Annotated in this window: 24 protein-coding genes and 1 riboswitch; of the genes, 12 read left to right on the top strand and 12 right to left on the bottom strand. The window is 66.4% G+C overall.

Features of this window, described 5'->3' with window-relative positions; translation table 11 throughout:
- Positions 1–33 precede the first annotated feature (33 nt).
- Positions 34–1020 (bottom strand): manganese catalase family protein, encoded by a 987-nt coding sequence (locus J2X42_RS18295; protein ID WP_310167274.1) that lies wholly within the window; start codon positions 1018–1020, stop codon positions 34–36.
- Between the two features lie 226 nt (positions 1021–1246).
- On the opposite strand from J2X42_RS18295, the gene J2X42_RS18290 reads away from it, so the two are divergent.
- A complete protein-coding gene (locus J2X42_RS18290) occupies positions 1247–1765 on the top strand; it encodes an isoprenylcysteine carboxylmethyltransferase family protein (protein ID WP_310167273.1) in 519 nt (172 codons plus the stop codon).
- Positions 1766–1798: 33 nt separating this feature from the next.
- Here the strand turns inward: J2X42_RS18290 and J2X42_RS18285 are convergent, their stop codons facing one another.
- Entirely contained in the window at positions 1799–2668 is an 870-nt protein-coding gene (locus tag J2X42_RS18285; protein ID WP_310167271.1) for a methylenetetrahydrofolate reductase, read from the bottom strand.
- 161 nt (positions 2669–2829) lie between these two features.
- Positions 2830–2928: riboswitch (glycine riboswitch) on the bottom strand.
- Between the two features lie 319 nt (positions 2929–3247).
- Here J2X42_RS18285 and J2X42_RS18280 point away from each other — a divergent pair.
- From J2X42_RS18280 to J2X42_RS18270, 3 genes are all read left to right on the top strand, one after another.
- Complete coding sequence (locus J2X42_RS18280; protein WP_310167270.1) at positions 3248–4591, top strand: polysaccharide lyase family 1 protein; 1344 nt, start codon at positions 3248–3250, stop codon at positions 4589–4591.
- Entirely contained in the window at positions 4591–6471 is a 1881-nt protein-coding gene (locus J2X42_RS18275; protein WP_310167269.1) for a pectinesterase family protein, read from the top strand. The genes J2X42_RS18280 and J2X42_RS18275 overlap by 1 nt, the downstream gene beginning before the upstream one ends.
- 74 nt (positions 6472–6545) lie before the next feature.
- Positions 6546–6758 carry a hypothetical protein gene (locus J2X42_RS18270; RefSeq protein WP_310167268.1) on the top strand — a complete coding sequence of 71 codons (213 nt, stop codon included), beginning with the start codon at positions 6546–6548 and terminating at the stop codon, positions 6756–6758.
- Here the strand turns inward: J2X42_RS18270 and J2X42_RS18265 are convergent.
- The 3 genes from J2X42_RS18265 to J2X42_RS18255 all read right to left on the bottom strand — a co-directional run bounded on the left by J2X42_RS18265 (position 6755) and on the right by J2X42_RS18255 (position 8293).
- Positions 6755–7081: a hypothetical protein gene (locus J2X42_RS18265; RefSeq protein ID WP_310167267.1), complete on the bottom strand. Its 327-nt coding sequence runs from the start codon at positions 7079–7081 to the stop codon at positions 6755–6757. The genes J2X42_RS18270 and J2X42_RS18265 overlap by 4 nt on opposite strands.
- A 34-nt stretch (positions 7082–7115) precedes the next feature.
- On the bottom strand, positions 7116–7313 hold the full coding sequence (locus tag J2X42_RS18260) for a hypothetical protein (protein WP_310167266.1): 198 nt from the start codon (positions 7311–7313) through the stop codon (positions 7116–7118).
- A gap of 194 nt (positions 7314–7507) precedes the next feature.
- Positions 7508–8293, bottom strand: coding sequence for a GPP34 family phosphoprotein (locus J2X42_RS18255; RefSeq protein WP_310167265.1), 786 nt, complete (start codon positions 8291–8293; stop codon positions 7508–7510).
- Positions 8294–8414: 121 nt separating this feature from the next.
- Here J2X42_RS18255 and J2X42_RS18250 point away from each other — a divergent pair, with 121 nt between their 5' ends.
- Positions 8415–8738 carry a hypothetical protein gene (locus J2X42_RS18250; protein WP_310167264.1) on the top strand — a complete coding sequence of 108 codons (324 nt, stop codon included), beginning with the start codon at positions 8415–8417 and terminating at the stop codon, positions 8736–8738.
- 4 nt (positions 8739–8742) lie between these two features.
- On the opposite strand, the gene J2X42_RS18245 is transcribed toward J2X42_RS18250, so the two are convergent.
- Entirely contained in the window at positions 8743–9681 is a 939-nt protein-coding gene (locus tag J2X42_RS18245; protein ID WP_310167263.1) for a LysR family transcriptional regulator, read from the bottom strand.
- A 241-nt stretch (positions 9682–9922) separates the two neighbouring features.
- On the opposite strand from J2X42_RS18245, the gene J2X42_RS18240 reads away from it, so the two are divergent.
- Together J2X42_RS18240 and J2X42_RS18235 are read left to right on the top strand one after the other, a co-directional pair.
- Positions 9923–11038 carry a PrpF domain-containing protein gene (locus J2X42_RS18240; RefSeq protein ID WP_310167262.1) on the top strand — a complete coding sequence of 372 codons (1116 nt, stop codon included), beginning with the start codon at positions 9923–9925 and terminating at the stop codon, positions 11036–11038.
- Positions 11039–11049: 11 nt separating this feature from the next.
- A complete protein-coding gene (locus J2X42_RS18235; protein WP_310167261.1) occupies positions 11050–12492 on the top strand; it encodes an SLC13 family permease in 1443 nt (480 codons plus the stop codon).
- Positions 12493–12718: 226 nt separating this feature from the next.
- On the opposite strand, the gene J2X42_RS18230 is transcribed toward J2X42_RS18235, so the two are convergent.
- Positions 12719–14443, bottom strand: a complete 1725-nt coding sequence (locus tag J2X42_RS18230; protein WP_310167259.1) for a BTAD domain-containing putative transcriptional regulator — start codon at positions 14441–14443, stop codon at positions 12719–12721.
- Positions 14444–14554: 111 nt separating this feature from the next.
- Between J2X42_RS18230 and J2X42_RS18225 the strand changes: the two genes are divergently transcribed.
- Positions 14555–15211 carry a peroxiredoxin gene (locus tag J2X42_RS18225; RefSeq protein WP_310167258.1) on the top strand — a complete coding sequence of 219 codons (657 nt, stop codon included), beginning with the start codon at positions 14555–14557 and terminating at the stop codon, positions 15209–15211.
- Between the two features lie 130 nt (positions 15212–15341).
- Here J2X42_RS18225 and J2X42_RS18220 read toward each other — a convergent pair whose 3' ends face one another.
- Entirely contained in the window at positions 15342–15641 is a 300-nt protein-coding gene (locus tag J2X42_RS18220; protein WP_310167257.1) for an antibiotic biosynthesis monooxygenase family protein, read from the bottom strand.
- 164 nt (positions 15642–15805) lie between these two features.
- On the opposite strand from J2X42_RS18220, the gene J2X42_RS18215 reads away from it, so the two are divergent.
- Entirely contained in the window at positions 15806–16390 is a 585-nt protein-coding gene (locus J2X42_RS18215) for a mismatch-specific DNA-glycosylase (RefSeq protein WP_310167256.1), read from the top strand.
- 40 nt (positions 16391–16430) lie between these two features.
- Here the strand turns inward: J2X42_RS18215 and J2X42_RS18210 are convergent, their stop codons facing one another.
- A complete protein-coding gene (locus tag J2X42_RS18210; protein ID WP_310167255.1) occupies positions 16431–17000 on the bottom strand; it encodes a TetR/AcrR family transcriptional regulator in 570 nt (189 codons plus the stop codon).
- Between the two features lie 97 nt (positions 17001–17097).
- Here J2X42_RS18210 and J2X42_RS18205 point away from each other — a divergent pair, with 97 nt between their 5' ends.
- A complete protein-coding gene (locus J2X42_RS18205; RefSeq protein WP_310167254.1) occupies positions 17098–18108 on the top strand; it encodes a transporter in 1011 nt (336 codons plus the stop codon).
- A 51-nt stretch (positions 18109–18159) separates the two neighbouring features.
- Here J2X42_RS18205 and J2X42_RS18200 read toward each other — a convergent pair whose 3' ends face one another.
- Positions 18160–19035 carry an SDR family oxidoreductase gene (locus tag J2X42_RS18200; protein WP_310167253.1) on the bottom strand — a complete coding sequence of 292 codons (876 nt, stop codon included), beginning with the start codon at positions 19033–19035 and terminating at the stop codon, positions 18160–18162.
- Complete coding sequence (locus J2X42_RS18195) at positions 19028–20032, bottom strand: helix-turn-helix transcriptional regulator (protein ID WP_396134113.1); 1005 nt, start codon at positions 20030–20032, stop codon at positions 19028–19030. The genes J2X42_RS18200 and J2X42_RS18195 overlap by 8 nt, the downstream gene beginning before the upstream one ends.
- A 465-nt stretch (positions 20033–20497) precedes the next feature.
- Between J2X42_RS18195 and J2X42_RS18190 the strand changes: the two genes are divergently transcribed.
- On the top strand, positions 20498–21262 hold the full coding sequence (locus J2X42_RS18190) for a peptidase (RefSeq protein ID WP_310167250.1): 765 nt from the start codon (positions 20498–20500) through the stop codon (positions 21260–21262).
- 22 nt (positions 21263–21284) lie between these two features.
- Here J2X42_RS18190 and J2X42_RS18185 read toward each other — a convergent pair whose 3' ends face one another.
- Complete coding sequence (locus J2X42_RS18185) at positions 21285–21710, bottom strand: hypothetical protein (RefSeq protein ID WP_310167249.1); 426 nt, start codon at positions 21708–21710, stop codon at positions 21285–21287.
- Positions 21711–21904: 194 nt separating this feature from the next.
- On the opposite strand from J2X42_RS18185, the gene J2X42_RS18180 reads away from it, so the two are divergent.
- A complete protein-coding gene (locus J2X42_RS18180) occupies positions 21905–22828 on the top strand; it encodes a LysR family transcriptional regulator (protein ID WP_310167248.1) in 924 nt (307 codons plus the stop codon).
- The last annotated feature ends 38 nt before the right edge of the window (positions 22829–22866 follow it).

Below are 22866 nucleotides of genomic sequence, written 5' to 3'. Positions count from 1 at the left end.
GTTTTGATTGCGGCCTAAGGCCGCCAGGGTTGCCTACTTCTTCCGGCTCCCCTTCGGGGCGGTTGCCGCCTTCTTCGCGGGCTCCTTGGGATTGTCCGGGTCCTTGAGCTCCACTTCCGCGGTGGCCTGGATCAGGGCAAGCAGGTCCGGATCCAGTCCGGGGGCGAATTCCTCCCGGCGTTCCGGCGAGATGGCCATGGGGAAGCCTTCGGGCATGACGTCCGTGCTGAGCTCGGTGCCGTCGTTGGAGGGCGAGGCTCCCCGGTAGAGCTTCCCGGCTTCACTGAGGTTGTCCGCGCTGAACGTGTACTGGATGCTCTGCAGCCCCAGGTCCAGCAGCTTCTTGACCTCAGGGAACTGCTCGGCGTTGGTCTTGGGGATGGGCAGCACCTTGCCCCAGTTCACGCCCAGGCTTTCCAGCGCCTTGGCGAAGGCGTTCTCATGCGCCTGGTCGCGGACGATCAGGTAGGCGATGGTGGACCGCGCGGTCTTGTTCTCCGTCATTTCGTAGATCCGGCACTTCTGCAGCCGGCCGGTGGATTCCAGCATCAGGTTGTACAGCAGGTCCAGGACCAGGTTTCCGCTGTTGTACACATAGGATCCGCTCCACGGGTTGCCGGCTGCATCCACCGGCAACGCGCCCTGCGCGCCCACCAGGTAGTGGTGGATGTTGCCTGTGTCCAGCGCGATCTTCAGCGGCGTGGCACCCTTGGCGCCGGGCTCATCCACGGGGTCCGTCTTTTTGCCCTGGTACCTCGGGGAACCATCCAGGAGCTGGGAGATGGTGGTGCCGATCAGCTCAACATGGCTGATCTCCTCGGTGCCGACTCCCTGAAGCAGGTCCTTGTAGGGCTTGGCGGCGGCGTCACCGCGGAAGTTCATGCTCTGGAACAGGTACTGCATCATGGTGCGCATCTCGCCGAACTGCCCGCCGAGTCCTTCCTGGAGCGCATTGGCCGCTGCGGGATCCGGCTCATCTGCGGCGATTTCGTTGATCAAAAGCTGTGTATGCAGGTACATGGAGTTTCCTTACTTTTTGATCTGATAACTGGAATGAACTGAGGGCGAAAGTAGGGGATGCCGGCTGCGGTGCGGTGTGAGCCCTACCATAAGCATGCTTAGTATCAAATTGGAAGCATACTTATCATCTACTTCCAAAACCAGCCGCAGTCAGTGCTTTGCTGCCCGCAGGTGCCTGAACTCCACCCCCTCGCGCGGTGGGAGGAATGGAGCTAGCCTGACGCACATGGCCCAGGCAAAATCGCCCGCACGCGCGTGGATCGGGACGATCGTTTTCCTTTTCCTCGCACCCGGCGTCGTCGCGGGCCTCATCCCATGGATCATCTCCGGCTGGCGGTGGTACGACTGGGGAGGCGCGGCCGGGGTCCTCGTGCCGGCCGCCTGGATCGCGATCGTTATCGGGGCGGCTGTCCTCCTGCACGCGTTCGCGCTGTTCGCCCTGCACCGCGGAACGCCCGCTCCGGTCGCTCCGACCGAGACGCTCGTCGTGACAGGGGCCTACCGGTTCGTGCGCAATCCGATGTACCTCGCGGTGCTCACCATCATCCTCGGCCAGGCGCTGCTGTTCGGCAGCTGGCGGCTCGCGCTCTACGCCGTGATCGTCCTCGCCGCGGTGGTCGCATTCGTGAAGGGCTACGAGGAGCCGACCCTCTCCCGGACGTATGGCGAGCAGTACCTCGACTACCGGCGCAACGTCCCCGGTTGGTGGCCGCGGCTCTCGCCGTGGCGCACCGGTCAAACCTGACGACGGCGCCAGTGCGGCAGGCCTGTTACGGACTCAGGCCTCACGCGCCGGCCCGGCAAGCAAGACTGCCCCGAGCCCTGTTGGGGCGGGGGCCTGGTCCGGCCCGCCGGGTACCGAATCGAGGCTGTTGAAGCTGTAGAGGTGGATGCCCGCGATGCTGCCGGGTGTGCTTTCCAGCCCGGCAATCAGGGAGTCTGGCGAGTACCGCTCCCCGCCCAGGAGCTTGCGGGCAAGCGGGCCCTTGCGGCTGAGGAACTTCAGGGAACTTCCGACGCCGATCTGGGTTCCCAGCGAGACCAGCTTGGTCCGCGGCACGGACCCGGCCACGCCGGCCCAGACTGGCAGCGCCACGCCTTCACGGCGCAGGAGCGCAGCGAAGTCGAGGATTGCCGTGGCTGAGAAGCACATCTGCGTGACCACGTGCGAGGCCAGGTGCTGCTTGGCCAGCAGGGCGTCCAGCACGTCCACCGGGCCAACAGCGGGGTGGCCCTCGGGGTATCCCGCGATGCCCGCCCGCATCGTCCCGCCCGTGTACTGGGCGATGTCTTCCAGCACCGGAAGGGCGGACTCGTAGATACCGGCGGGCCTCTTCCGGTCCCCGCCGATCACGAACACCTCGCCGATGCCGGCAGCGTCGCATTCACGAAGGATTCCGGTCAGCTCGGCGCGGCTCTGCAGGCTCCGGGCGGCGAGGTGCGGGATGGCTTTGTAGCCGAGCGCGCTCAGCTGCACGGCGGCGCGCATGGTCCGCTCAATGCCGTGATGGGGCAGGCACGTCACGGTGATCGGTGTGGTCAGCGGCACCTTGGCCGCGACGCGCTCCACGATTCCCTCGGTGGGGATGATTTCGATTCTGGTGGGCGCGGCCGGGCGGTCGTCGGAAATGGACGGTGGAACGGTCATTGAGGAACTCCATCACTTTGGTGGCCGCAAAGGCGCCACGATGATTCGGGTTCCTCCCCGCTCTGTATTGGACCTGAGAGTTTCCGCTTTGCCCTGCTCTCAGCAGCGCGCCACTTGCCCCGTCGGTGAGCCCGGTTTCCCGGACTGCTTTCCAGAGTTGCCTTGCCGCGGCGGTACGTGGGCCTGAGAGATTCCTGGGGAGGATTTGCTCCTACGGCGCCTGCTGAAACGTACCGGCAGGACTCTCCCGCCGCAGATCATAAGCATGTGCCACTGGTCGGTGACACGCCTCACACGCTATCCACTAACCGGACGGGATGCAAAGTTTGGACCGGAAAACGGACGACGGCGGGAAGCGCCCGCCGCTGTCAGCTCACCGCCGGGGATCCGGCCAGGTCAGGCCTTTGACCAGCCACGACAACCCCGTCGCAATCAGGGGTGTTGCCGAGAAACCGCTTTCTGGGTAGTGTCCTTCTCAGCGCTCCGCAGTGACCGTCGTCATAGTTGCCGCCGGACCGGAGCGCAGTTCATTCCAATGACGGAAGAGAGAACATGCGAAGACGCAGTACGTACTTATCCATGCCCGCAGCCCTGGCCGTGGCAGGGGCACTGATCATTTCGGCTCCCGCCGGGGCCTCCCCCAACCCGGTGGCTGACCCCGCCGCCCAGACCGCCCAAACCCCGCTGGAGCGCCAGGTTCTTTCCCAGGGGAACGGCTGGGCTTCCGAAGGAACCGGCACTACCGGTGGAACAGCTGCGGAGGACGCCCACGTCTACGACGTCTCCACGAAAGCAGAACTGCTGGCTGCGTTCGCTGCCGCCGGCACCCAGCCCAAGATTGTCCGGGTCCACGGAACCATCGACGCCAACACGGCGCCTGACGGTTCACCGCTGACCTGCGAAAACTACGCCGAAAGCACCGGCTACAGCCTGTCCCAGTACCTTCAGGACTTCGACCCGGCCACCTACGGGCGCGGCCAGGCGCCGGCAGGTCCGCAGGAAAGCGCCAGGCGCATCGCCGCCGCCAACCAGGCGAAAAACATCCGATGGGACATTCCAAGCAACACCACCATCGTCGGCGCCACCCCGGACAGCGGCATCTCCGGTGCAGCACTACGCATCAACGGCGCCACCAATGTGATCGTCCGGAACCTCACCGTGCGGGACGCCGCCGACTGCTTCCCTGCCTGGGATCCGACCGACGGCGCCGAGGGCAACTGGAACAGCGAATACGATCTGCTCCAGGTCATCAACCAAGCCACGCACGTCTGGATCGACCACAACGAGTTCACCGACGCACCCAACCTTGACAGCTCCCAGCCGCTCTACTTCGGCCGCCACTACCAGGTGCACGACGGCGCCGTCGACGTCACCAACGGCTCGGACCTGGTGACAATGTCCTTCAACCGCTTCGCCGACCATGACAAGCTGCTCCTGATCGGCTCCACCGATTCGCCCACCCGCGGGGACCCCGGCAAGCTGCGTGTCACCATCCACCACAACGTGTTCGAAAACGTCGGCCAGCGCGCCCCGCGCGTCCGCTTCGGCCAGGTGGACGTGTACAACAACCACTTCAAGGTGACCGAAGACAGCACCGTCCCCTACACGTACACGCTGGGCGCAGGATTCGACTCCCACGTCCACGCCGAGGCCAATGCCTTCACCCTTCCGGCCGGGATCGACGCCGCGAACATCATCCGGCGCTTCAAGGGAACGGCAATCACCACCACCGCCAACGCAGTCAACGGCAAGATCACGGACCTTCGCGGCGCGTACAACGCCGCCGCAGCGCCCGTGGACCAGTTGTCCGGGGACACGTCCTGGACACCTGTCCTCCGCACCCGGGTCCACCCTGCCCAGGCTGTGCCGACCCTGCTCCAGGATTCCACCGGCCCGATCTTCACGGCAGGAGGGGAACTCTGATGGCCGCCCTTCTGCCGAACCGGCGCAGCGTCCTGGCCACCCTGGGGCTCACCGCAGGAGCCATGGCCTTCTCGGGAACGGGCGCCGCGAAAGCCGTCACCCAAACCGTCCCTGACCCCGCGGAACCCCGCACCAAACCGGTCATCTTCGTCGTCGGGGACTCGACGTCGTCGGCGTACCAGCAGTCCGAACGCCCCCGCGCCGGCTGGGGACAGGCGCTGCCGCTGCTGCTGGGGCCGCAGGCAACCGTGTTTGACTACGCATGGTCCGGCGCCTCCTCCAAGAGCTTCGCCGACACCGGAAAGCTGGACCGCGTCCTGTCCCTGATCCAGCCGGGCGACTACCTGCTGATCTCCTTCGGCCACAATGACGAGAAAGTGGCGGACCCTGCCCGGGGCACACTCCCGGACACCACATTCAAGGAGTACCTGAGCCGGTATGTCGACGGTGCCAGAGCACGCGGAGGCAAGCCGGTCCTGGTCACCTCCGTCGAACGCCGCCGCTTTGATTCCTTCGGGAATGCCCAGGATTCCCACGGCGCGTATCCCCAGGCCGTGCGGGAACTCGCCGCGGCGTCCGGTACTCCGCTGGTGGACCTGACCGGTTCCTCCAAGGAACTGTGGCAGCAGCTGGGGCCGGAAGGAACCAAGGAGCACTTCCTTTTCCTGGCCCCCGGCGAGCACCCGCAGTATCCGCAAGGCTCGGAGGACAACACGCATTTCCAGGCCGCCGGCGCCGTGGCCGTGGCCCGCCTCGTGGCACGCGAGCTGCAGTCCAAACAGATTGTGCCGCCGGGCTACTTCCTGAATATTGACGCCGCCATCGACCCCCTGCTGGCAATGTACTGGCCGGCCGAACGTCCCATTGACGTCCCGGTAACGCTCGACGTCGGGCCGGGCCGGACGTTCGCCACCGTACAGTCCGCCGTCGACTCCGTTCCCGCGGACAGCCTCCAGCGCACGGTCATCAGGATCCAGCCCGGCACCTACCGGGAGATGGTGCGGGTGCCGGGGAACAAGCCGCGGATCTCCTTCATCGGCCAGGGCAGCAGGCCGGAGGATGTGGTGCTCGTTTACAACAACGCCTCCGGCACACCCAAGCCGGACGGCACCGGGAACTTCGGCACCTCAGGCAGCGCATCGGTCCGGATCGACGGGCCGGACTTCGTGGCCACGAACCTGACGTTCAGCAACGATTTCGACGAGGCCGCCAACACGGGGATCAAGGACCGCCAGGCCGTCGCCCTGCACATCACAGGTGACCGCTCGGTGCTGTCCAACGTCAGGTGCCTGGGCAACCAGGACACCCTGCTGGTCAACTCGCCGGGGGCGGGCGTTCCTGCCCGGTTCTACTTCGACGGCTGCTATGTGGAAGGGGACGTTGACTTCATCTTCGGCCGCGGGACCGCTGTCTTCAGCGGCTGCGAGGTCAGGTCCCTGGACCGCGGGTCGGCCACGAACAACGGCTATGTGTCGGCAGGGAGCCTGGATCTGTCCATCAGGTACGGCTACCTCTTTGACCAGTGCCGGCTCGTCTCGGATGCCGCGGCGAACAGCGTCCACCTGGGCAGGCCGTGGCACGCCGGCGGTGACCCGGACGCAGTGGCCCAGGTCCTGGTCAGGGACTCCTGGCTCGGCGCGCACATTGCCGGGACACCCTGGACGGACATGAGCGGCTTCTCCTGGCGGGAGGCACGGTTCCACGAGCACAACAACCGCGGGCCCGGTGCGCAGGTAACCCCCGACCGTCCGCAGCTGCCCTCGGCTGAGGCGGGCACCTACACGGTCAGGACGTACCTGCAGGGAACGGACGGCTGGGCCCCACAGCTCGCGGGCTCGACGGCGGACTGCAGCGTGGTGCCGTCAGAGGTCGCCGCGTAGCTGCTGAGGCAAAAGGAATGCCCGGTTCCTAATTTTAGGGCCGGGCATTCCTTCGATTTCGGTACCATGCCAGCATGAGCACCCGTGATACGCCTGCGCAGATCGGCGACCTCCCGCCGATCGGACGCCCGGCCAACAGCGCCCTGATCCAGGCCGGCATCAGCTCTTTGGCCGAAGTTGCTGGGCACAGCCGCAGCGAGCTGCTGGCCATGCACGGCGTGGGCCCCAAAGCCGTCCGGATTCTGGAAGCTGCGCTTGAAGCCCAGGGGCTGCGGTTCGCCGACTAACCTCCCGTTTTGCCGGAGCTCCTGCCGATTCTGTAGCCGGCCCAGAACGCCAGGACGAGGAGGCCGGCGACGGCCACTGCCAGGCCGATCTGCGTCCCTTGGCTGACGAAGGCCATGCCGTTGGCCGAAAAAGGCTGGTTACTCAGCGGCGCGTAGGCGAACCAGCCGATACTGGCGTTTGCGTTGCTCCATGCCACGGCGCAACCGACCACCACCGCGACGAGGCCCGCCACGGGCAGGACGGCGGCAGGCAGGCGGGCAGGCCTGGTTGTGTTGCGTTCCCCGGATGTGTTGCGTTCCCCGGATGTGTTGTGTTCCCCCATGCTGGCGAGTCTAACGGGGGCGGCACGGACCTGATCAGTAAATGCGGCGCGTATCCGGCTCAATGGCCCACGCAAGGCGGTGGAGCCAACTGGCCACCCGGCCGCGCATGACGGACCAGCGTGACAGTTCGGGTTCGGGTGCCCGGTGCTGTCGCGGGGCGTTCGGCAGCGCGCTCGTGGCAGTGCTGTCCGATCCGGCAAGGAAGAGGGCAATAAAGCCTGAACTGTCCATAGAGAAGATTCCTGATGTGTGGATTTTTGGGGAGGGAGGGTGGGTCAACGCGGCACAACCCTCATCCCGATTATCGGGCATCCCCGGCAGAATCCGCCAACCGGTTGACCAATTGCGTCAAAAAGCGGTCGACGGCGGGACCATCCGCCGTCGCCCCCTCCCCTTGGTGCCGTTCCCGGCACACTCGGGCAGCGTCACAAGTTGGCAGCTTCCTGCTGCGCCAGTCTGATCATGCGAAGTTCGTCCTCCACCGCGCGGGTGGGCCAATAGTCCCTGGACAGCTCATTTGCCCGGGTCAGATCTGCTGACGGGAAGAGTTTTCCGAGCAGTCCGGCCGCCTGCAGCAGGGCGATCAGTGCCGTGGTCCTGTCATCGGGTTCCGTGGAATCAGGCTTTGCATCCGCCGCCCCGGTATCGGACGTCGTGGACTCTGGCACCCCGGCATCAGTAGTTTCCACATCGGCTGTTTCCACATCCGTCGTGCCTGCGTCGGCCGCAGTATCAGGCACCTCGAGAGCGGACGGCGGGCCGCTGAGTGCGGCCTGGATTTTTTCCAGGAGCGCCGCCTCCGGACCATGGTCCTTCTCCGGGTACCGCACGGGCCGGAACCGGGCCAGGTGCTTTTCGCCGACATGTTCCACGATGCCCCGTGATGCCATCCCCTCGTAGGCGCGCTGGACTTCGGCGCGGCCCTCCAGCATGGAGACCCACCTCTTGGGAGCGTGCGGCCGGGATTTGCCCCGGATGAGTTCCAGCTCGTGCTGGAGATCCGTTGCCGGGGAGGTGCCGGTGGCCCGGACGCGCTTGCCCTGCAGTTCGATCGCGTCGATCAGGTCCAGCTCGGCCAGTATTGCCCCGGCCAGTGCGGTCCTGAGCACAAACACCGGAATGTCCGGTTTGCCGGTCGTGTCGTTCGTTGCCAGCAGGAGGAAAGCCTGGGGCAGGTTCAGCTCCGCCGCCTTAGGTGTGTCAGCGTTCATACGATCATGGTGGCCCTGTTGGGCGCCCACCACAACGGGGATTTACAAGCGCCGGCGACGGCACGGATCAGCAGGCATAAGCTGATTACACAACGTCTCTTCCAACACCGGGGAAGTCATCATGGACACTGAAACCGCCGATGTGACCGGCCATGATGTCACCACCATCACCTGCGTGTGCGGCAATACTGTCAGCAAGGACGGGCTGATCCAGGCCAACTCCGAAGGCGTCCCCGTCCACAATGGTGACGGCACCCCGGTCCCGGCGGGGCTGGCGGAATGGCCTGCCGACGAGGATCTCTACACCCTGTGTCCCTCATGCGGCCGCGTGTACCGTGACGCGGTCATCGAGGAGACAGGGACGGCGCCCGTCGCTTTCCGGGTCGACGTCGCCGCCGGCCCGATTGCCGAGGCCATCCGGGTGCACTGGAGCCTGAGCACCTGAGGACCTAGAGGTAGTCGCCGGCCCGCTCGCGGGCAATCTCGAGCAGCGTGGAGTGGAAGGCCACCTCTGCCGGTGCGTAGACCTTGTCCTGGCGCTGCGCCAGCAGGATGCGGCGCAGCGGGGCGGCGTTGCCGAGGCTGAGTACCTTGACGTCGGGGTGTTGAAGGGCGACGGCGGTCTTGGGCACCAGGGCCACTCCCATGCCGACGCTGACCATGGCCTGGGCTTCCTGGTAGTCGTTGGCGAGGAATCCAATGGTCGGTTCGAACCCGGCCTCCTTGGCAGAACGCTGCAGCACTTCCACCACGGGATGCGCCTCCGCGCGCACGATCCACGACTCGTTGCGCAGCTCCTCCATGCTCACCTGCTCACGGTCGGCCAGCGGGTGGCTGCCGGCCACCAGGATCACGGTGCTCTCGCGAAAGACTTCAGTGACCCGGATGGAGTCGTCATGGAACCTGTTCCACGGGTAATCCCACAGCAGGCACAGGCCGGTGACCCCTGACTGCAAGTCCGCCACCAGCTCATCGAACCGGGCGCTGCGCAGCGAGAGGCTGATGGCCGGGTAGCGCTTCTTGAAGGCGCGGATGACGAGGGGCAGGAAAGACCCTGCCAGGGTGGGAAAAGTGCCCACGGTCAGAGCCCCGCGCTTGAGACCGGCAATCTGGTCCAGGTCGGACTGGGCCGCCTTCATCTGCCGGATGATCTGGCGCGCATGGCCGGCAAGGACCTGGCCGGCCTCGGTGGGCACCACGCCACGGGAGCGGCGGTTGAGCAGGGGCTGTCCCACCTCCTGCTCGAGCTTGCGCAATTGCTGTGAGACGGCGGAGGGCGAATACATCATCAGTTCGGCCGCAGCGGTGATGGATCCCTGCTCCACGACCTCCATCAGCAGCGCCAGGCGCCGGATGTCGAATAGATGCTGCTCGTCGTCGTGAAGCATTGATTTACCCCTCGCTGGATATGGCGAATTTCGTGCACGCGGTCCGCAGGGCCCGGGAACATGCGCCCCTCCCGCGGACTAAAAAGCACCTGTGGACGCGAACCGACCCACTCAACCGTTGTGATTGAAGCAATCCTACATCCCCCTTCATTTATTGAACATTGTCTTAAGTTGTGATCCGGATCAATCTCTTATCAGGGCCCCTTGAAGGAATCGAGGCACAAGGAGATGTGGAAGAACAATGAAGATCGAAGCAGAGTGGATGCGCGGAGGCACCAGCAAATGCTGGGTGTTTGACGCCGGACATCTGAGCGACGGCACCAGCCTGGACTCGTTGTTGCCCCGCGTGTTCGGCAGCCCCGACTCCCGGCAGATCGACGGGGTGGGCGGCGCAACCTCCACCACCAGCAAAGCCGTGATCCTGCACCGGCCCGACGACGACGATATCGACGTCGACTTCACCTTCGCACAGGTGGGCATCGAAGAGGCCTCAGTGGATTGGGGCAGCAACTGCGGGAACTGCTCCGCCGTGGTTGGCCTGTACGCGATTGAAAAGGGCTGGGTGGTTCCCAGCGGGGACGTCACCAGGATTGTCACCCGCAACACCAACACCGGGCAGGTCATCGTCCAGCGGGTGGCAACCCCCGCCGGCGCCCTGCCCATTGTCCCGGACGCCCGGATGCCCGGCGTCCCGTTCCCCGGCTACCGCGTGGGGCTTGGCTTCCACGATCCGGCCGGGAAAACCACGGGTGCCCTGCTGCCCACCGGCGCCGCGACGGACACCATCACCGCCGGCGGAACCCGCTGGACAGTGTCCATAGTGGACGCCGGCGCCCCCGTGGTGATCGTCCGCGCCGAGGACCTTGGCCTGGATCCCTGCCGGTACAGCAGCTGGCTGCCCGGCGTCGAACTGCAGCTGGAGACCCTGGACCTGATCCGGCGGCAGGCGGCAGTGCGCATGGGGCTGGCGCCCACCACCGCCCAGGCGGCGCGGGCCATCCCCAAGCTGGCCATCGCCGCCGCCCCGTCGCCTGCGGACAACGGCAGCGACCTCAACGTCATGATGCTGTCGATGGGCCGGCCCCACCCGGCGCTGGCCATCACTGGCAGCATCGCCCTGACCCTGGCAGCCCGGACAGCAGGCACAGTCCTGCATGCCATGACCGGCAGCGGTCTGGGACCCACCCTGAAACTGCGTACCCCCGCCGGCGTCATCGAAACCTGGACCGAGGACCACGACGGCGCCCTGCTCGTCGGCGTCGACCGGACGGCCCGCACCATCGCAACCACCATCATCCACCTCCCCGAGGCCCTCGGCACTGCTGCCGAGGCGACCCTCGCGGGCGCCACTCAATGAGGAGTACTGCCATGACTAAGACTGCGCAACGCCCCACCGGCACTGATGAGGAGACCCGGGACCAAAAGTCTCCGCGTCCTGCCCGCCGCCGCCGTATCCTGCTGATGGCGGTGGTCGGCATCACCCTCCTGGGTGTGCTTGCCCTGGTTTTGGCGGGAGGCGTCTTCAACCAGGCGCCCACCGCGGAATCGGAGCCGAGCATGACAGCTGTCCAGATCATCCCGCTCATCATCCTCGTGGTGATGTTCGTCGTCGCCACCAAGTGGCCGCTGAACATCGGTGTCATGGGGCTGGTAGCGTCCTTCGGCGTCGGCATTTTCATGCTGGGCATGACCGACAAGGAGATCCTGGCGGATTTCCCCGCCAACATTGTCATCACCATCATCGGCGTCACCTACTTCTTCAGCATGGCGCAGCGGAACGGCACCATCGACATCATCGTCCAGACATGCGTCCGCCTGGTCCGGGGCAGGACGCTCCTGCTGCCGTGGGTGTTCTTCCTGATGGCCGCAGCCCTCACGTCGCTGGGCACCTTCTCCCCCGCCGCCGTCGCCCTGCTGGCACCGGCCGCCATTGGCCTGGCGTACGAGTCCCGCATCCACCCGGTGGTGATGGGTGCGTTCCTCATCAACGGCGCCCACGCCGGCGGTTTCTCGCCGCTTTCCGTGGCCGGGGTGCTGGTGCACGACATCGCGGTGAAGAACGGTTTCCCCATTTCCCAGGGCGCCCTGTTCACCGCCAGCTTCGCGATCAACCTCATCCTGTCGGTCCTGACCGTGGTGCTGTTTGCCCTGCTGGGCAAGCTGCGCGACGGCGACGGCCGGCACGCAGACCTTGAGACCTCCAGCACCGGCCGCCCCCACGGCCAGCAGATCCTGACGCTGGCGCTGATCGCTGCCATGCTCGTGTGCGCACTGGGCTTCCACATGCCGATCGGCTTCGTGGCCCTGTCCGCCGGGCTTCTCCTTGCTTTGGTCAACATCAAGGAACACCGCACCTTCATCGGCGGCGTGTCCTGGTCCACCGTCCTGCTGGTGGCCGGCATGATCACCTACGTTTCCCTCCTCCAGCACGTGGGCGTCATCGACACCCTCGCCGAGCAGGCACTGGCGCTGGGAGCACCGCTGCTGGTGGCCTTGGTCCTCTGCTACGTGATCGGCGTCGGTTCAGCCTTCGCGTCGTCGACGGCGCTGCTCACCGCGTTCATCCCGCTGGCGGGCCCGCTGCTGGCCACCAGCTCGCTGAGCGCCTCCGGAACGGTTGCCGCGCTGGCCATCGCAGCAACCGTCGTGGACGTCTCGCCGTTCTCCACCGACGGCGCCCTGGTGGTGGCCAACGCCCGCGAGGACGACCGTCAGCGCGTCTACAAGCAGCTGATGATGTACGCCGGCGGAGTGGTCCTGGCGGCGCCGGCACTGGCCTGGGCCCTGCTGGTACCCACGGGCGTCATGTGAGTTCTCCGGCCGCGGCGGGCAAAAGCCCCGCCGCGGCCCACGGACTGCCGGCACAAGCCCGGCAGACGTACGGAGCCGCTCCTGCACTCCATCGCAACAGGTAGCCCGAAAGCCGGGCGCAGGAGCGGGCATCCGCGCACGTCAAAGGCAGGACCCGCAAGGGTCCTGCCTTTTGGCGCGGCGATGGAAATTTTTGAGGCCCGCGCGGAGCGAAGCCTCCCAGGAACTAGCCGGCCAAAGGCTTTCCGGTCGCCATTGGCGGTCTTTGTGCTGCCCGGGCCAGGCAGCGCTGCTCGTCTTGGCGCCTGCCGAGCTCGGCAAAACTGGCTGCCGCCTCCCAAAACAGGGCGATGGCCTGATCATCGTGACCCTCTGCGCGGCGCAGGATGCCTCGTGCTTCCCAGAGGGCGGCGTGCCATGGTCCGCCAGGCCACATGCCTGCGAGCTGCTCGGCGCTGGCGAGCCGGCGGCGGGCGGCGTCCAGCTTCCCCGCAAGTGCGTAATGCGTCGCTGCGGCGACTTGATAACCCATCGAGCACGGCGGACAGACGCTCCTACCGGCGAGAGCGGCGTCGGCCCGCTCGATGATGCGGACCGCTTGCGCCGGGGAGCTGGCTGCCTCAGCGAGCACCCCGTACAGGCGTACAACGAGGTGCGGTTCAAGCCACGTGGACGCAGCGGCAGCCAGTGCGCGGCTGGCTGCCCGAGCAGCCTCCCCGGGCCGGTCCTGCGCGAGGTCAACCTCAGCCAGTCGTTGCAGTGTCACGATCTCGCCAGCCGGTGCCCCGGCCCGCCGGTGCAGCTCAAGTGCGGACTGGAGCAGACTGCGCGCGTCGCCGAGCTCACCGGAGAACAGTGCCGCCTCCCCCAGCAACAGGTCCGCGATGGCCTGGCCACGCACCGAGCCTGCCCGTTCGGCGATCGTCCGCAGACGCGCTATCCGCCGCGCAATGTTCCGGTGCCCGTCCGGCCCGCTCAGGCAGAACTCGGCGAGGCACAACTGTGCGTCAAGAATGTAGCCGGAGCGCGCGGAGTCGTGCCGTGTGAACTCCACGAACTCGGCCTCGAATACCTCGGGCCAACGGTCCTGCAGGTTCGCCGCGATCGCCAACACGGCGCTGGCCTCGCCGATCTCTCGGCCCAAGTCCGCTTCCATCGCCAGCTCCCGTGCACGCCGGGCGTATGAGGTCGCTTCGACGAGGTCGCCACTGTTGAGGGCGATGAGTGCCCGCGCCAACGTGACCCGCGTCCGATTCTCCGCGCGTCGGCTGTCCCCGGCGATGGCCTCCTCGTAGACCGCGACTGTCGCCGCCCCCGGGCCGACGCCCAAGTCGGCGCGCAACCGCCGGCAGAGTCGCTCGAACTGGCGGATCGCGCCCTGGCGGTCGCCCGCGCCGAGCGCACGAACCATGATGGCGCGGTGGGCTTCCTCATCCGCCGGGTCTGCCTTGACCACGTCGTCCCACCGAGCGGCGGCCTTGAGCAAACGCAGGTACAGCGTGCGCAGCCGATCGCGGATGTCCTCGGCCCACACGGCAAACCGATCATCAGGAAGCAGGTCGCCCCGGTACAGGGCGAGCGCCTCATCCACCCCTGCCGATGAGGCGAGCGCGGCGCGCCCGTCCGCTTCGAACTGCTCCGCGTCGATGGAAACATCCGCGCCTGGCAGCAGGACCAGCAGGTCGCCGTGCGCCTGAATGGCACCTGGCGAGCCGAGGGCGGCGCGTGCGAAATGCATTGCCTTGCGGAGGTTCGAAGCGGCAGCCTGCGCGCTGAGATCGGGCCAGAGAAGATCGGCGACGGCGTCCCTGTGCAGCCGGTGCCCTTCCGCGAGGGCGAGGATTTTAACGAGCCCAGCTGCCTTGGTCCGTTTCCACGCGTCGTCCTGAACCGGCCGGCCGTCAATCACGACACCGAACGCGCCCAGCATGACGACGGCGCACTTCTCCACGCCCTCATGGTAGTCCGGGGGGAACGGTCGGGGAACAGGGCCGCCTTACCGTCAGAAGTGACGGCGAGCCACTTGGCTCCGTCATCACATCACAACGACCAGGAGGACGTGATGGGACTGCAACTCGGTGAGACCGCACCCGATTTCTCCGCCAAGACGACTGCCGGAGACATCCGCTTCCATGACTGGCTCGAAGACTCATGGGGGGTGCTGTTCTCGCACCCGAAGGACTTCACCCCGGTCTGCACGACCGAGCTCGGCTACATGGCCAGGATCAAGCCCGAGTTCGACCGACGCGGAGTCAAGGTCATCGGCCTTTCCGTGGACTCGACGGCTGATCACGAGCGGTGGGCCGCCGATATTGAAGAGACGCAGGGGGCACGCCCCAATTACCCCGTGATCGGCGACGACGATTACACCGTGGCGAAGCTTTACGGCATGCTCCCGGCGGCCACGTCCGGGGACGCCAGGAGCCGCACGCCCGCGGACAACCAGACCGTCCGCAACGTGTTCGTCATTGGGCCGGACAAGAAGATCAAGCTGATCCTCGTGTACCCCATGACGACCGGACGCAACTTCGACGAGGTGCTTCGGGTTGTCGACTCGCTTCAGCTCACTGCGAAGCACCGGGTGGCGACGCCGGCCAACTGGAAGCAAGGCGAGGACGTCATCATCGCCGGCTCCGTGAAGAACAGCGAGGCCCTCGAGATTTTTGGCGATTGGAAGGAGCCCAAGCCGTACATTCGGATCGTGCCGCAACCGGTGTGATCGCGAATGAGACCGGACCCGGACATGGCCGAGTCCGCCCGCTGCGGGCCGGATTGGCCCGCGCGGGCGGTCCGGCTGACGCTGTGGGCGGCCGGACCGCGCTCGGCGATCAGGTCATAAAGCAGGTGGATTACACCGTCGCTACCCGATCGAAATCAGCGCCGCTCATGTGCTCGCACAGCGCCACGCAGGCATCAAAGTGGGTCATGAACTCCGGGTTCTGCTTCCACGCGTCCCGGGACGCCTCGTCGGTCCACTCCGCGAACGAAACATAATGACCGGGAACACGTCGGTCACGAATGAGGTTCGCCACGAGGATCGACGGGTAGTTCGCCCGGGACCACTGAAGGAAGTCCGTCCACCGGTCTATGAACTCCTGATCGCTGCCCTGCTTCACCTGCCACGTTCCTGAGGCATAGTGGTCTGCCATTGCTCTCACCTCCTTTCCGATTTGTCGCTTAACGGTAGGTCGCGGCCGTTCCCCGCGCGTTCCTCGGCTCGCGTTGTGGGCAACACCGTCGGCGATATCCTCTTGGGCGAGGACTTCGCGGACTTCAGTCTCATTGGAGCGGGTGCAGGTCATAGGGTGGAGTAGTGCGGTTTACTCGGTCTGCGCTTGATTCGTTCCGCGGCGGGAGGCTGCCGGACCTGCTCGGGGACGACACACGGCTTCTGTTCGTCGGTATCAATCCCGGTCTGCGTGCCGTTGCGGTGCAGGCGCATTTCGGCGGCGGCGGGAGCAACCGCTTCTATCCTGCGCTCTACCGGGCGGGCATCGTCGATCGGCGGATAGATGCTTCCGCAGGCTTCCTTCCCCAGGACCTCGCACATCTGAAAGAGCGCGGCCTCGGCATCACCTCACTCGTTGCGGGAGCGTCGGCACGCGCGGACGAACTCACCGCGGAACAACTTATCGCTGGAGCCGATGCCCTCTCGGAGCGCGTCGGACGCATCACCCCGGCAGTGGTGGCGGTACTGGGAATCACCGCCTACAGGACTGCCTTCGCCCGGCCGCGGGCGGTGGTCGGGCGTCAGCCGGATCCTCTCGGCGGCGCCCCCGTCTGGGTGGTTCCCAACCCGAGCGGATTGAACAAGCGCGCGAGCCTCGCCGATCTGGCAAACGCCTACAGAGAAGCCGCAATCGCAGCCGGCATCGACGTCTTCACAGCACGAGACTGACCGGCGCGCGCCTCACGTCTGATGGTGGATTCTTTCGACGTCACAATCCGTCGACGATTCCGTCCACGACGGCGCCGAACCTCTCCCCCGGCCCGCCTGTCTTAGCGAGCACGCTCAGCCCGATCACAGAGGCAAGCAGCTGACCGGCAATGGTCTCGGCGCCCCGATCAATGCTGAATTCACCAGACTCTTGCCCTTGCGCCACTGCTTGCCGAAACACCGCTTCGATCTGCGTGAAGAGGTGGTCCGCAATGCGGTTCACCTCGTCGTCCGTGGTGCCGAGCTCCGCGGCAGCATTGACCATGACGCACCCCCTCCGGTGCTCGCCTAGGCCGGCCAGGACAGTCATCGCCCCTTTGAGACGCGGCCGGATGGGCCCGGGCGCTGAGAACAGGTCGGTCAGGTACTCGAGCCGTCTCTCGCTGTAGCGCCCAAGGGCACGCATAAACAGCGCGTGCTTGCTCTCAAATGTGTTGTAGAGACTGCCTTTGCCGATCCCCAGCCCACTGGCCAACTCCTGCGGCGTGGTCCCGGCGTAACCCTGTCGCCAGAACAGCTCCATCGCTTTGTCGACGGCGGTGTCCGTCTCGAACTGCATCGGTCTGCCCATGGGAAAAGCGTAACCCCCGTGGTATTGTACTTCTAGGTCAAAAACTACTGTTGACCACTCGACGGGTCCCCCTACCCCCTATCAGGAAGGCATTCCGTTGCCTGCTCAACTGCTCTCGGCGCCCGTCACCCCTGCTGCAACCGTGCGGATGCGCGTCCCGTTGAACACGCTCGCCATCCCGCTTGGCCTGGCGGGCCTCGCCCAAGTTTGGTCCGTGGCGACGTCCGCACTCGGCCTCCCGGTCGAGGTCGGGCAAGCGTTCTGGCTGATCGCCGCGGTCGCCTGGATCTGGACCATCACGGTGCACCTGCATCGCGGCAGGCGCACCGCCCAGCCGCTCACTCATCAGCTCACGCACTTCGCCCAAGGCCCGCTTGCGGCACTGCTTCCCATCGCCGCGATGCTGCTTGGAGCGGCTCTTCACCGCACGGTTCCGATTGCCGGAACCGTGCTGACGCTAATCTCCCTCGCCGCCGCGGCCGCGTTCGCCGCATGGATCCTCAGCTTCTGGATGCGCGGGGAGATGCCACTCGAATCCGTTCACGGCGGGTACTACCTGCCCATCAGTGCAGCCGGTTTAGTCGGCGCCCTCGCCGCCGCAGAGACAGGGCTTGACTGGCTTGCCGTCGGCAGCTTCGCGGTCGGCATCTTCTTCTGGCTGATGATCTCCGTGTTCTTCTTTCTCCGGCTCGCCCTCCACCCAACCCTGCCAGAGCCGCTCGTCCCGACCCTTGCGATCATGATCGCTCCCCCGGCCGTTGCGTCAGCAGCGTGGCTCGCGATCTCTGGCGGTCAACCTAATCATGTGTTCGAGGGATTGACGGCGATGACGGCATTCATGGTGTTGACCCAGGTGATGTTGTTGCCGCGCTACCTCGCACTGCCGTTCTCGCTCGGCTTCTGGTCATTCACCTTCCCCGCGGCGAGTGTCGCTGCGCTGGCAATCACGTGGTTGCACATGGTCCAGCCGCTTGGCTGGCAGGCCACCACCGTCGGAGTGCTGGCCGCCGTTACGCTCCTCGTCGTCTGCATCGCGACCAAGTCCATCCTCGTGCTCAGCGCCACGACCCGCGCAGCACGGCGGTCGCGGCACCTCGTGGCGCGTTAACCGCATCTGGATGGACGACGGCGGGACCTCCCGCCGTCGTCCGCCCGTTTTTCAGGCGTGCGCGAGGTTGCTGGAGAGCTCCCGGTGCGCGCCGGCCTGGGCCTGGAGCGCCGCAGCGCGGCTCTCGAAGGTGCTGACAGCGTCGGCGCCGGCGGCGAACCGCAGCGGCGGTTCGTCCAGTTCGGCCAGCTGGATCAGCGCGTCGGCGAGCTTGGCCGGGTCCCCGCCCTGCAGGCCGTTCATGCTCTTCCAGCCGGCGACCGTCTGCGCGGTGCGTTCGGCGTAGTCCCCGATGGTGGATTCCGCGTAGCTGGTGGATTCCGGGGTGAGCAGCTCGGTGCGGAAGAACCCCGGTTCCACGATCATGGAGCGGATGCCGAACGGTGCGACCTCGGGGGCCAGGGACTCGGCCCAGCCCTCCACGCCGAACTTCGACGCAGCGTAGGCCGAGAGGAACTCCCCGCCAACGATGCCGGCGGTGGAGGAGATGGTGACCACCAGGCCGGAACGCTGGGCCCGCAGGACCGGCAGGGCCGCGCGGGTGACGTTCATGGGCCCGAACATGGTGGTTTCTATCTGCGCCCGGAAGTCCTTCGGGGTGATTTCCTCGAAGAAGCCGGCGTAGAAGTTGCCGGCGTTGTTCACCACGACGTCGATCCGGCCGAACCGGTCCACGGCTGCCTGGATGGCGGCGGCCGCGTCGGCGGGGTCGGTGACGTCGAGCTTCACGGCAAGCAGGTCCTCGTTCTCGCCGACGGCCAGAGTGACTTTTTCCGGGTTGCGGCCGGTGGCGACCACCGCGTGGCCGGCGGCGAGGGCTGCCTTCGCGATGTCGGTGCCCATGCCGCGGCCCGCACCGGTGATGAACCAGACCTTCTTGCCGGTGGTGTTGTTGGCCAGCGCAGTGGGGGTGTTTTGTTCAGTCATGGGAGGGTTCTGTCTTTCCTGGGTTGCGCCCTGGCTGCGCATGGGAGCGCACGGCGGCGATGGATCCGGCGGCAGGATCGCCGGCGGTGGCGGTGTGGGTGGTGTGGGTGGCTGGTTCGGGTGGCGATGCCGCCCAGCTGGCGAGGAAGGCCAGCGCGTTCTCGGAGGCGGAGCCCGGCTCGGCGGTGAAGGTGAACAGAGTCTGTCCTTCGTCGCCGGGCAGGTCCAGCGTTTCGTACTGCAGGGACAGGTCGCCGGCCACCGGGTGGTGGAAGCGTTTGGTTCCCGTGGTGTGGATCCGCACGTCATGCCCGGCCCACAGTGCCGCGAACAGGCCGCTGCCCGTGGTCAGCTCCCCGACGAGCTCGTTCAGGGCGCGGTCGTGGGGATTCCGGCCGGATTCCAGGCGGAGCATCGCCACGGTGATGGCAGCGACCGCGTTCCAGTCGGGGTAGAAGTCGGCCGCCCGGGGATCGAGGAACAGGTAGCGGGCCTGGTTCGGCAGCCGGCCCGGAACATCCGTGAACGCCACTGCTGAGTTGAAGACGTCCGCGTACAGCGCCCGGCCCAGCAGGTTGGCGGCGAGCACGTCCCCGCGGCCGTTCTGCACCATGGCGGCCACTCCGGTCATCCCGTCCAGCAGGCGCAGCACCCCGGGACGGACCCGCTGCTGCGTGGGACGGCGGGGCGTCCGGCGCGACGGCGTGTTGGCCGTGCGCGCAAGATCCATGAGATGTGCCCGTTCGGCCTCCTCCAGTTGGAGGGCGGAGGCCACAGCCTCGAGCACGGAGTCTGATACGCCGCGGAGGCTGCCGCGTTCCAGCCTCGTGTAGTAGTCCGTGCTCACCCCGGCCAGCTGTGCCACTTCCTCACGGCGCAGGCCTGGCACGCGGCGCAGTTCGCCGTAGCTGGGGATCCCGGCCTGCTCCGGGCTGACCTTCGCGCGGCGCGAGATCAGGAACTCCCGGATCTCTTCTTTTCTGTCCACAACCACCACGGTACGCAGCCCGAACATCCGGCGGCAGTGTCTGCCAGACACCCCCAGGGCAGCCGGAATCTGAAGCAGCCAGGGCAAAAGGGAGCGGACGACGGCGGGAGGCGCCCGCCGTCGTCCGCCCGCCGGCGCCGGAACTTTCGTCGCCGCGTCCATAGCTTGCGGTAAGACCGGCCACTATGCTGGGCGAAGCCATCGAAGGAGATGGGTTTTGGGGGCATGGGGGCGCGCGTGGCATCGGATTTTGGCAGCAGGGACTTCGGAGGGCCTGAGGACGGGCCGGACATACCGGGAGTCCGGCGTTCCCCGAGCGGCCGGATTCCGCAGTGGGCTATTGATGAGGCGCTCGGCAAACTTCAGGATCCTGGGCCGTGGCGTGCCGTTCCTGCACCAACGCCTGGCAGGAAGCGGGGTCTCCGCAGGATCAAGACTGGGCGCACCCGGAGGTGGAAGTCCCGGACGGCCACCGTGCTGGGCATTGCACTTGTCGTCGGGCTCTACTTCACTCCGACCCTGTTCGACCGGTACGTGATGTCGGCGGCGCGGCCCTACCTGCCCGGTTCTGAGGTCCCTCCGCCAGGTTTTGAAGCCGCTTCCTCTCCCCTGGGCGTCCCGCCTGCGAGCACCGGATCAACCGCATATGTCCTGCAGGCGTCTCCCGACACGGACCAGCTGTTTGTTGCCTACGACCCGTGCCGGCCGGTGCATTACGTGGTCCGGCCGGACTTGGCGCCGGCGGGCACGGATCAGCTCGTTCAGGAGTCGGTAGCGGCGGTGTCCGCTGCCACTGGTTTGCGGTTCGTGTACGACGGGACCACAACCGAAGCGCCCTCAAAGGATCGCGAGGCGTACCAACCTGACCGCTACGGCAGGAAGTGGGCGCCGGTCCTGATTGCCTGGTCCACGCCCGAAGAGGCCACTGAGCTGGCCGGAAAGATCGCCGGCACCGGCGGCAGCTCCGCCATCCAGGTTCCGGGCGAACCGTATGTTTACGTCACCGGCCAAGTGCAGCTCGATGCGCCCGGGCTGACAGAAACCCTGGCCTTTCCCGAGGGACCGGCCTTGGTCCGGGCCATCATCATGCACGAGTTGGCGCACGTGGTAGGGCTGGACCACGTCAACGATCCCACCCAGCTGATGCACGCAGAGAACAGCGGGCAGCTGGACTTCGGGGCCGGAGACCGCGCCGGGCTGGCGTTGTTGGGAACCGGAAAGTGCGTGCCGGGGATCTGACCGCGGGAAACCCTCCCCCAGCTCAGGACGTCCGCGCCGCCGGCACTGTTGCCCGTGCCTCACGCAGGCTGGCCTGGCACTCAGCCGCCCGTCCGGCGACGTCGCCGTGGACGGCAGAGGTAATTGCTTCCACAACAGCGATTTGGCCGGTGGTGTCCGGGACGCCCGGAAACTGCACCTGCGGGGCCTCAGCTGCGGCCACCGGCGACTCCTGAGTGGCACGCATCCGAAGAATCGCGACGGCGGAAATCAGGCACCAGGCAACGTTGGTCACCACGGAGGGCCACGCTTGGTGGACTGCGCCGTTGACGATGAAGGCACATGCACCGATGAGGTTGGCCACCTGGAAGCGTTTGCCGGCCTTCAACCAGCCCATGGAAACAGACAGGTATGCCGACAGGATCAGAACGGCCCCCGACCAACCTGCGATTTCCCAGAGCAGTTCCATGATGTCCTTTCAGAGGTGATGCCCGGCTGCCATCCGCTGGACGGAGTGTTGATGGCGGGCTGTAGGTAGGTGTTTGGAAGACGGCGTTGCCTGGATTCTTCCGCCGGGCACGTCCGGTTTAACAGCAATTATGAGTTCGAAACACCTTTAGAGCAATTGCATTCCACTGAAGGTGTGGTTTAGAACTACTTAACATGGATATCGATCCGCGCAGGCTGCGCGTTCTTCTTGCGGTTGCCCGTACGGGCGGGGTGCTCGCGGCGGCTGACGAGCTGGGAATTACGGCCTCGGCCGTCTCACAGCAGCTCAGCAAACTGGAGGATGAAACGGGCCACGCCATGGTGGTGCGCACGCCCAAAGGCTCAGTTTTGACGCCCGCCGGACTGGCAGTGGCGGAAGCCGGAGAGGAGATTGAACGCGCACTCAGCGTTGCGCGCGCACGCATCGAAGGCGGGGCCACGATCGCAGGGGTCGTGCGCGTGGGCGGATTCACCAGCTTCGTTCGGACGGTGGTGATCCCGCGCCTGCCGGAGTGGCGCTCCCAGTACCCGCAACTGCAGATCAGGATTGTCGAAGACGACTTCCCTGCCCTGATGCGGCTGCTCCGCCAGCGCCAGCTCGACGCCGTCGTGGTGGAGCTCGATTCGACGACGGCCGAACAGAACTCACTCTCCGCCGGAATGACCGAGGAGCCCCTGCTGGACGAGCCATGGAAACTGGTGGTCCCCGCCGGCGCCCTGCTCAGCACCGAGAACATCGACCTTGCCCGGCTTCCACTTCCGTGGCTCGGCGTCGAGCCCACAACCGCCAACTCTGCAGTGCTCGGCCGGCTCCGCCAGTCAACGGGCGCCCAGATGGAAACCGTGCATCAATACCAGGAGACGCTCACCGCCCTTGCGCTCGTCGCTGCGGGCGAGGGTATTGCGATCGTGCCCACCCTGGCACTGAGCGGGGTCGCCCACGACGGGGTCGACGTACTCGACGTCCCCGGACTCGGAACGCGGCGGATCGTTCTGCGCCGGTTCGACCGGCGGCGGTCAAGCAGCACGCCGGTGGACACCGTCGCACGCCTGCTGCGGGAATCGGCTGCGGCGTTCGACACGCGCTCCGCATCCTGACGGGCCGTGTGGCGGGCTTTCGGGCCTGAGACAATGGC

The organism is Arthrobacter sp. BE255 (genome assembly GCF_031457335.1).
Taxonomy (GTDB): domain Bacteria; phylum Actinomycetota; class Actinomycetes; order Actinomycetales; family Micrococcaceae; genus Arthrobacter.
Note: the sequence above shows the minus strand (reverse complement) of the source record. Positions and strands in the feature narration are given on the sequence as shown.

Excerpts from the sequence above, each read along its gene's own strand:
- J2X42_RS18235 (WP_310167261.1), top strand. The coding sequence starts at position 11,050 with ATGACTAAGACTGCGCAACGCCCCACCGGCACTGATGAGGAGACCCGG.
- J2X42_RS18255 (WP_310167265.1), bottom strand. The coding sequence starts at position 8,293 with ATGAACGCTGACACACCTAAGGCGGCGGAGCTGAACCTGCCCCAGGCT.
- J2X42_RS18180 (WP_310167248.1), top strand. The coding sequence starts at position 21,905 with ATGGATATCGATCCGCGCAGGCTGCGCGTTCTTCTTGCGGTTGCCCGT.
- J2X42_RS18225 (WP_310167258.1), top strand. The coding sequence starts at position 14,555 with ATGGGACTGCAACTCGGTGAGACCGCACCCGATTTCTCCGCCAAGACG.
- J2X42_RS18265 (WP_310167267.1), bottom strand. The coding sequence starts at position 7,081 with ATGGGGGAACACAACACATCCGGGGAACGCAACACATCCGGGGAACGC.
- J2X42_RS18275 (WP_310167269.1), top strand. The coding sequence starts at position 4,591 with ATGGCCGCCCTTCTGCCGAACCGGCGCAGCGTCCTGGCCACCCTGGGG.
- J2X42_RS18185 (WP_310167249.1), bottom strand. The coding sequence starts at position 21,710 with ATGGAACTGCTCTGGGAAATCGCAGGTTGGTCGGGGGCCGTTCTGATC.
- J2X42_RS18280 (WP_310167270.1), top strand. The coding sequence starts at position 3,248 with ATGCCCGCAGCCCTGGCCGTGGCAGGGGCACTGATCATTTCGGCTCCC.
- J2X42_RS18240 (WP_310167262.1), top strand. The coding sequence starts at position 9,923 with ATGAAGATCGAAGCAGAGTGGATGCGCGGAGGCACCAGCAAATGCTGG.
- J2X42_RS18290 (WP_310167273.1), top strand. The coding sequence starts at position 1,247 with ATGGCCCAGGCAAAATCGCCCGCACGCGCGTGGATCGGGACGATCGTT.
- J2X42_RS18245 (WP_310167263.1), bottom strand. The coding sequence starts at position 9,681 with ATGCTTCACGACGACGAGCAGCATCTATTCGACATCCGGCGCCTGGCG.
- J2X42_RS18285 (WP_310167271.1), bottom strand. The coding sequence starts at position 2,668 with ATGACCGTTCCACCGTCCATTTCCGACGACCGCCCGGCCGCGCCCACC.
- J2X42_RS18200 (WP_310167253.1), bottom strand. The coding sequence starts at position 19,035 with ATGACTGAACAAAACACCCCCACTGCGCTGGCCAACAACACCACCGGC.
- J2X42_RS18220 (WP_310167257.1), bottom strand. The coding sequence starts at position 15,641 with ATGGCAGACCACTATGCCTCAGGAACGTGGCAGGTGAAGCAGGGCAGC.
- J2X42_RS18270 (WP_310167268.1), top strand. The coding sequence starts at position 6,546 with ATGAGCACCCGTGATACGCCTGCGCAGATCGGCGACCTCCCGCCGATC.
- J2X42_RS18210 (WP_310167255.1), bottom strand. The coding sequence starts at position 17,000 with ATGGGCAGACCGATGCAGTTCGAGACGGACACCGCCGTCGACAAAGCG.
- J2X42_RS18250 (WP_310167264.1), top strand. The coding sequence starts at position 8,415 with ATGGACACTGAAACCGCCGATGTGACCGGCCATGATGTCACCACCATC.
- J2X42_RS18295 (WP_310167274.1), bottom strand. The coding sequence starts at position 1,020 with ATGTACCTGCATACACAGCTTTTGATCAACGAAATCGCCGCAGATGAG.
- J2X42_RS18260 (WP_310167266.1), bottom strand. The coding sequence starts at position 7,313 with ATGGACAGTTCAGGCTTTATTGCCCTCTTCCTTGCCGGATCGGACAGC.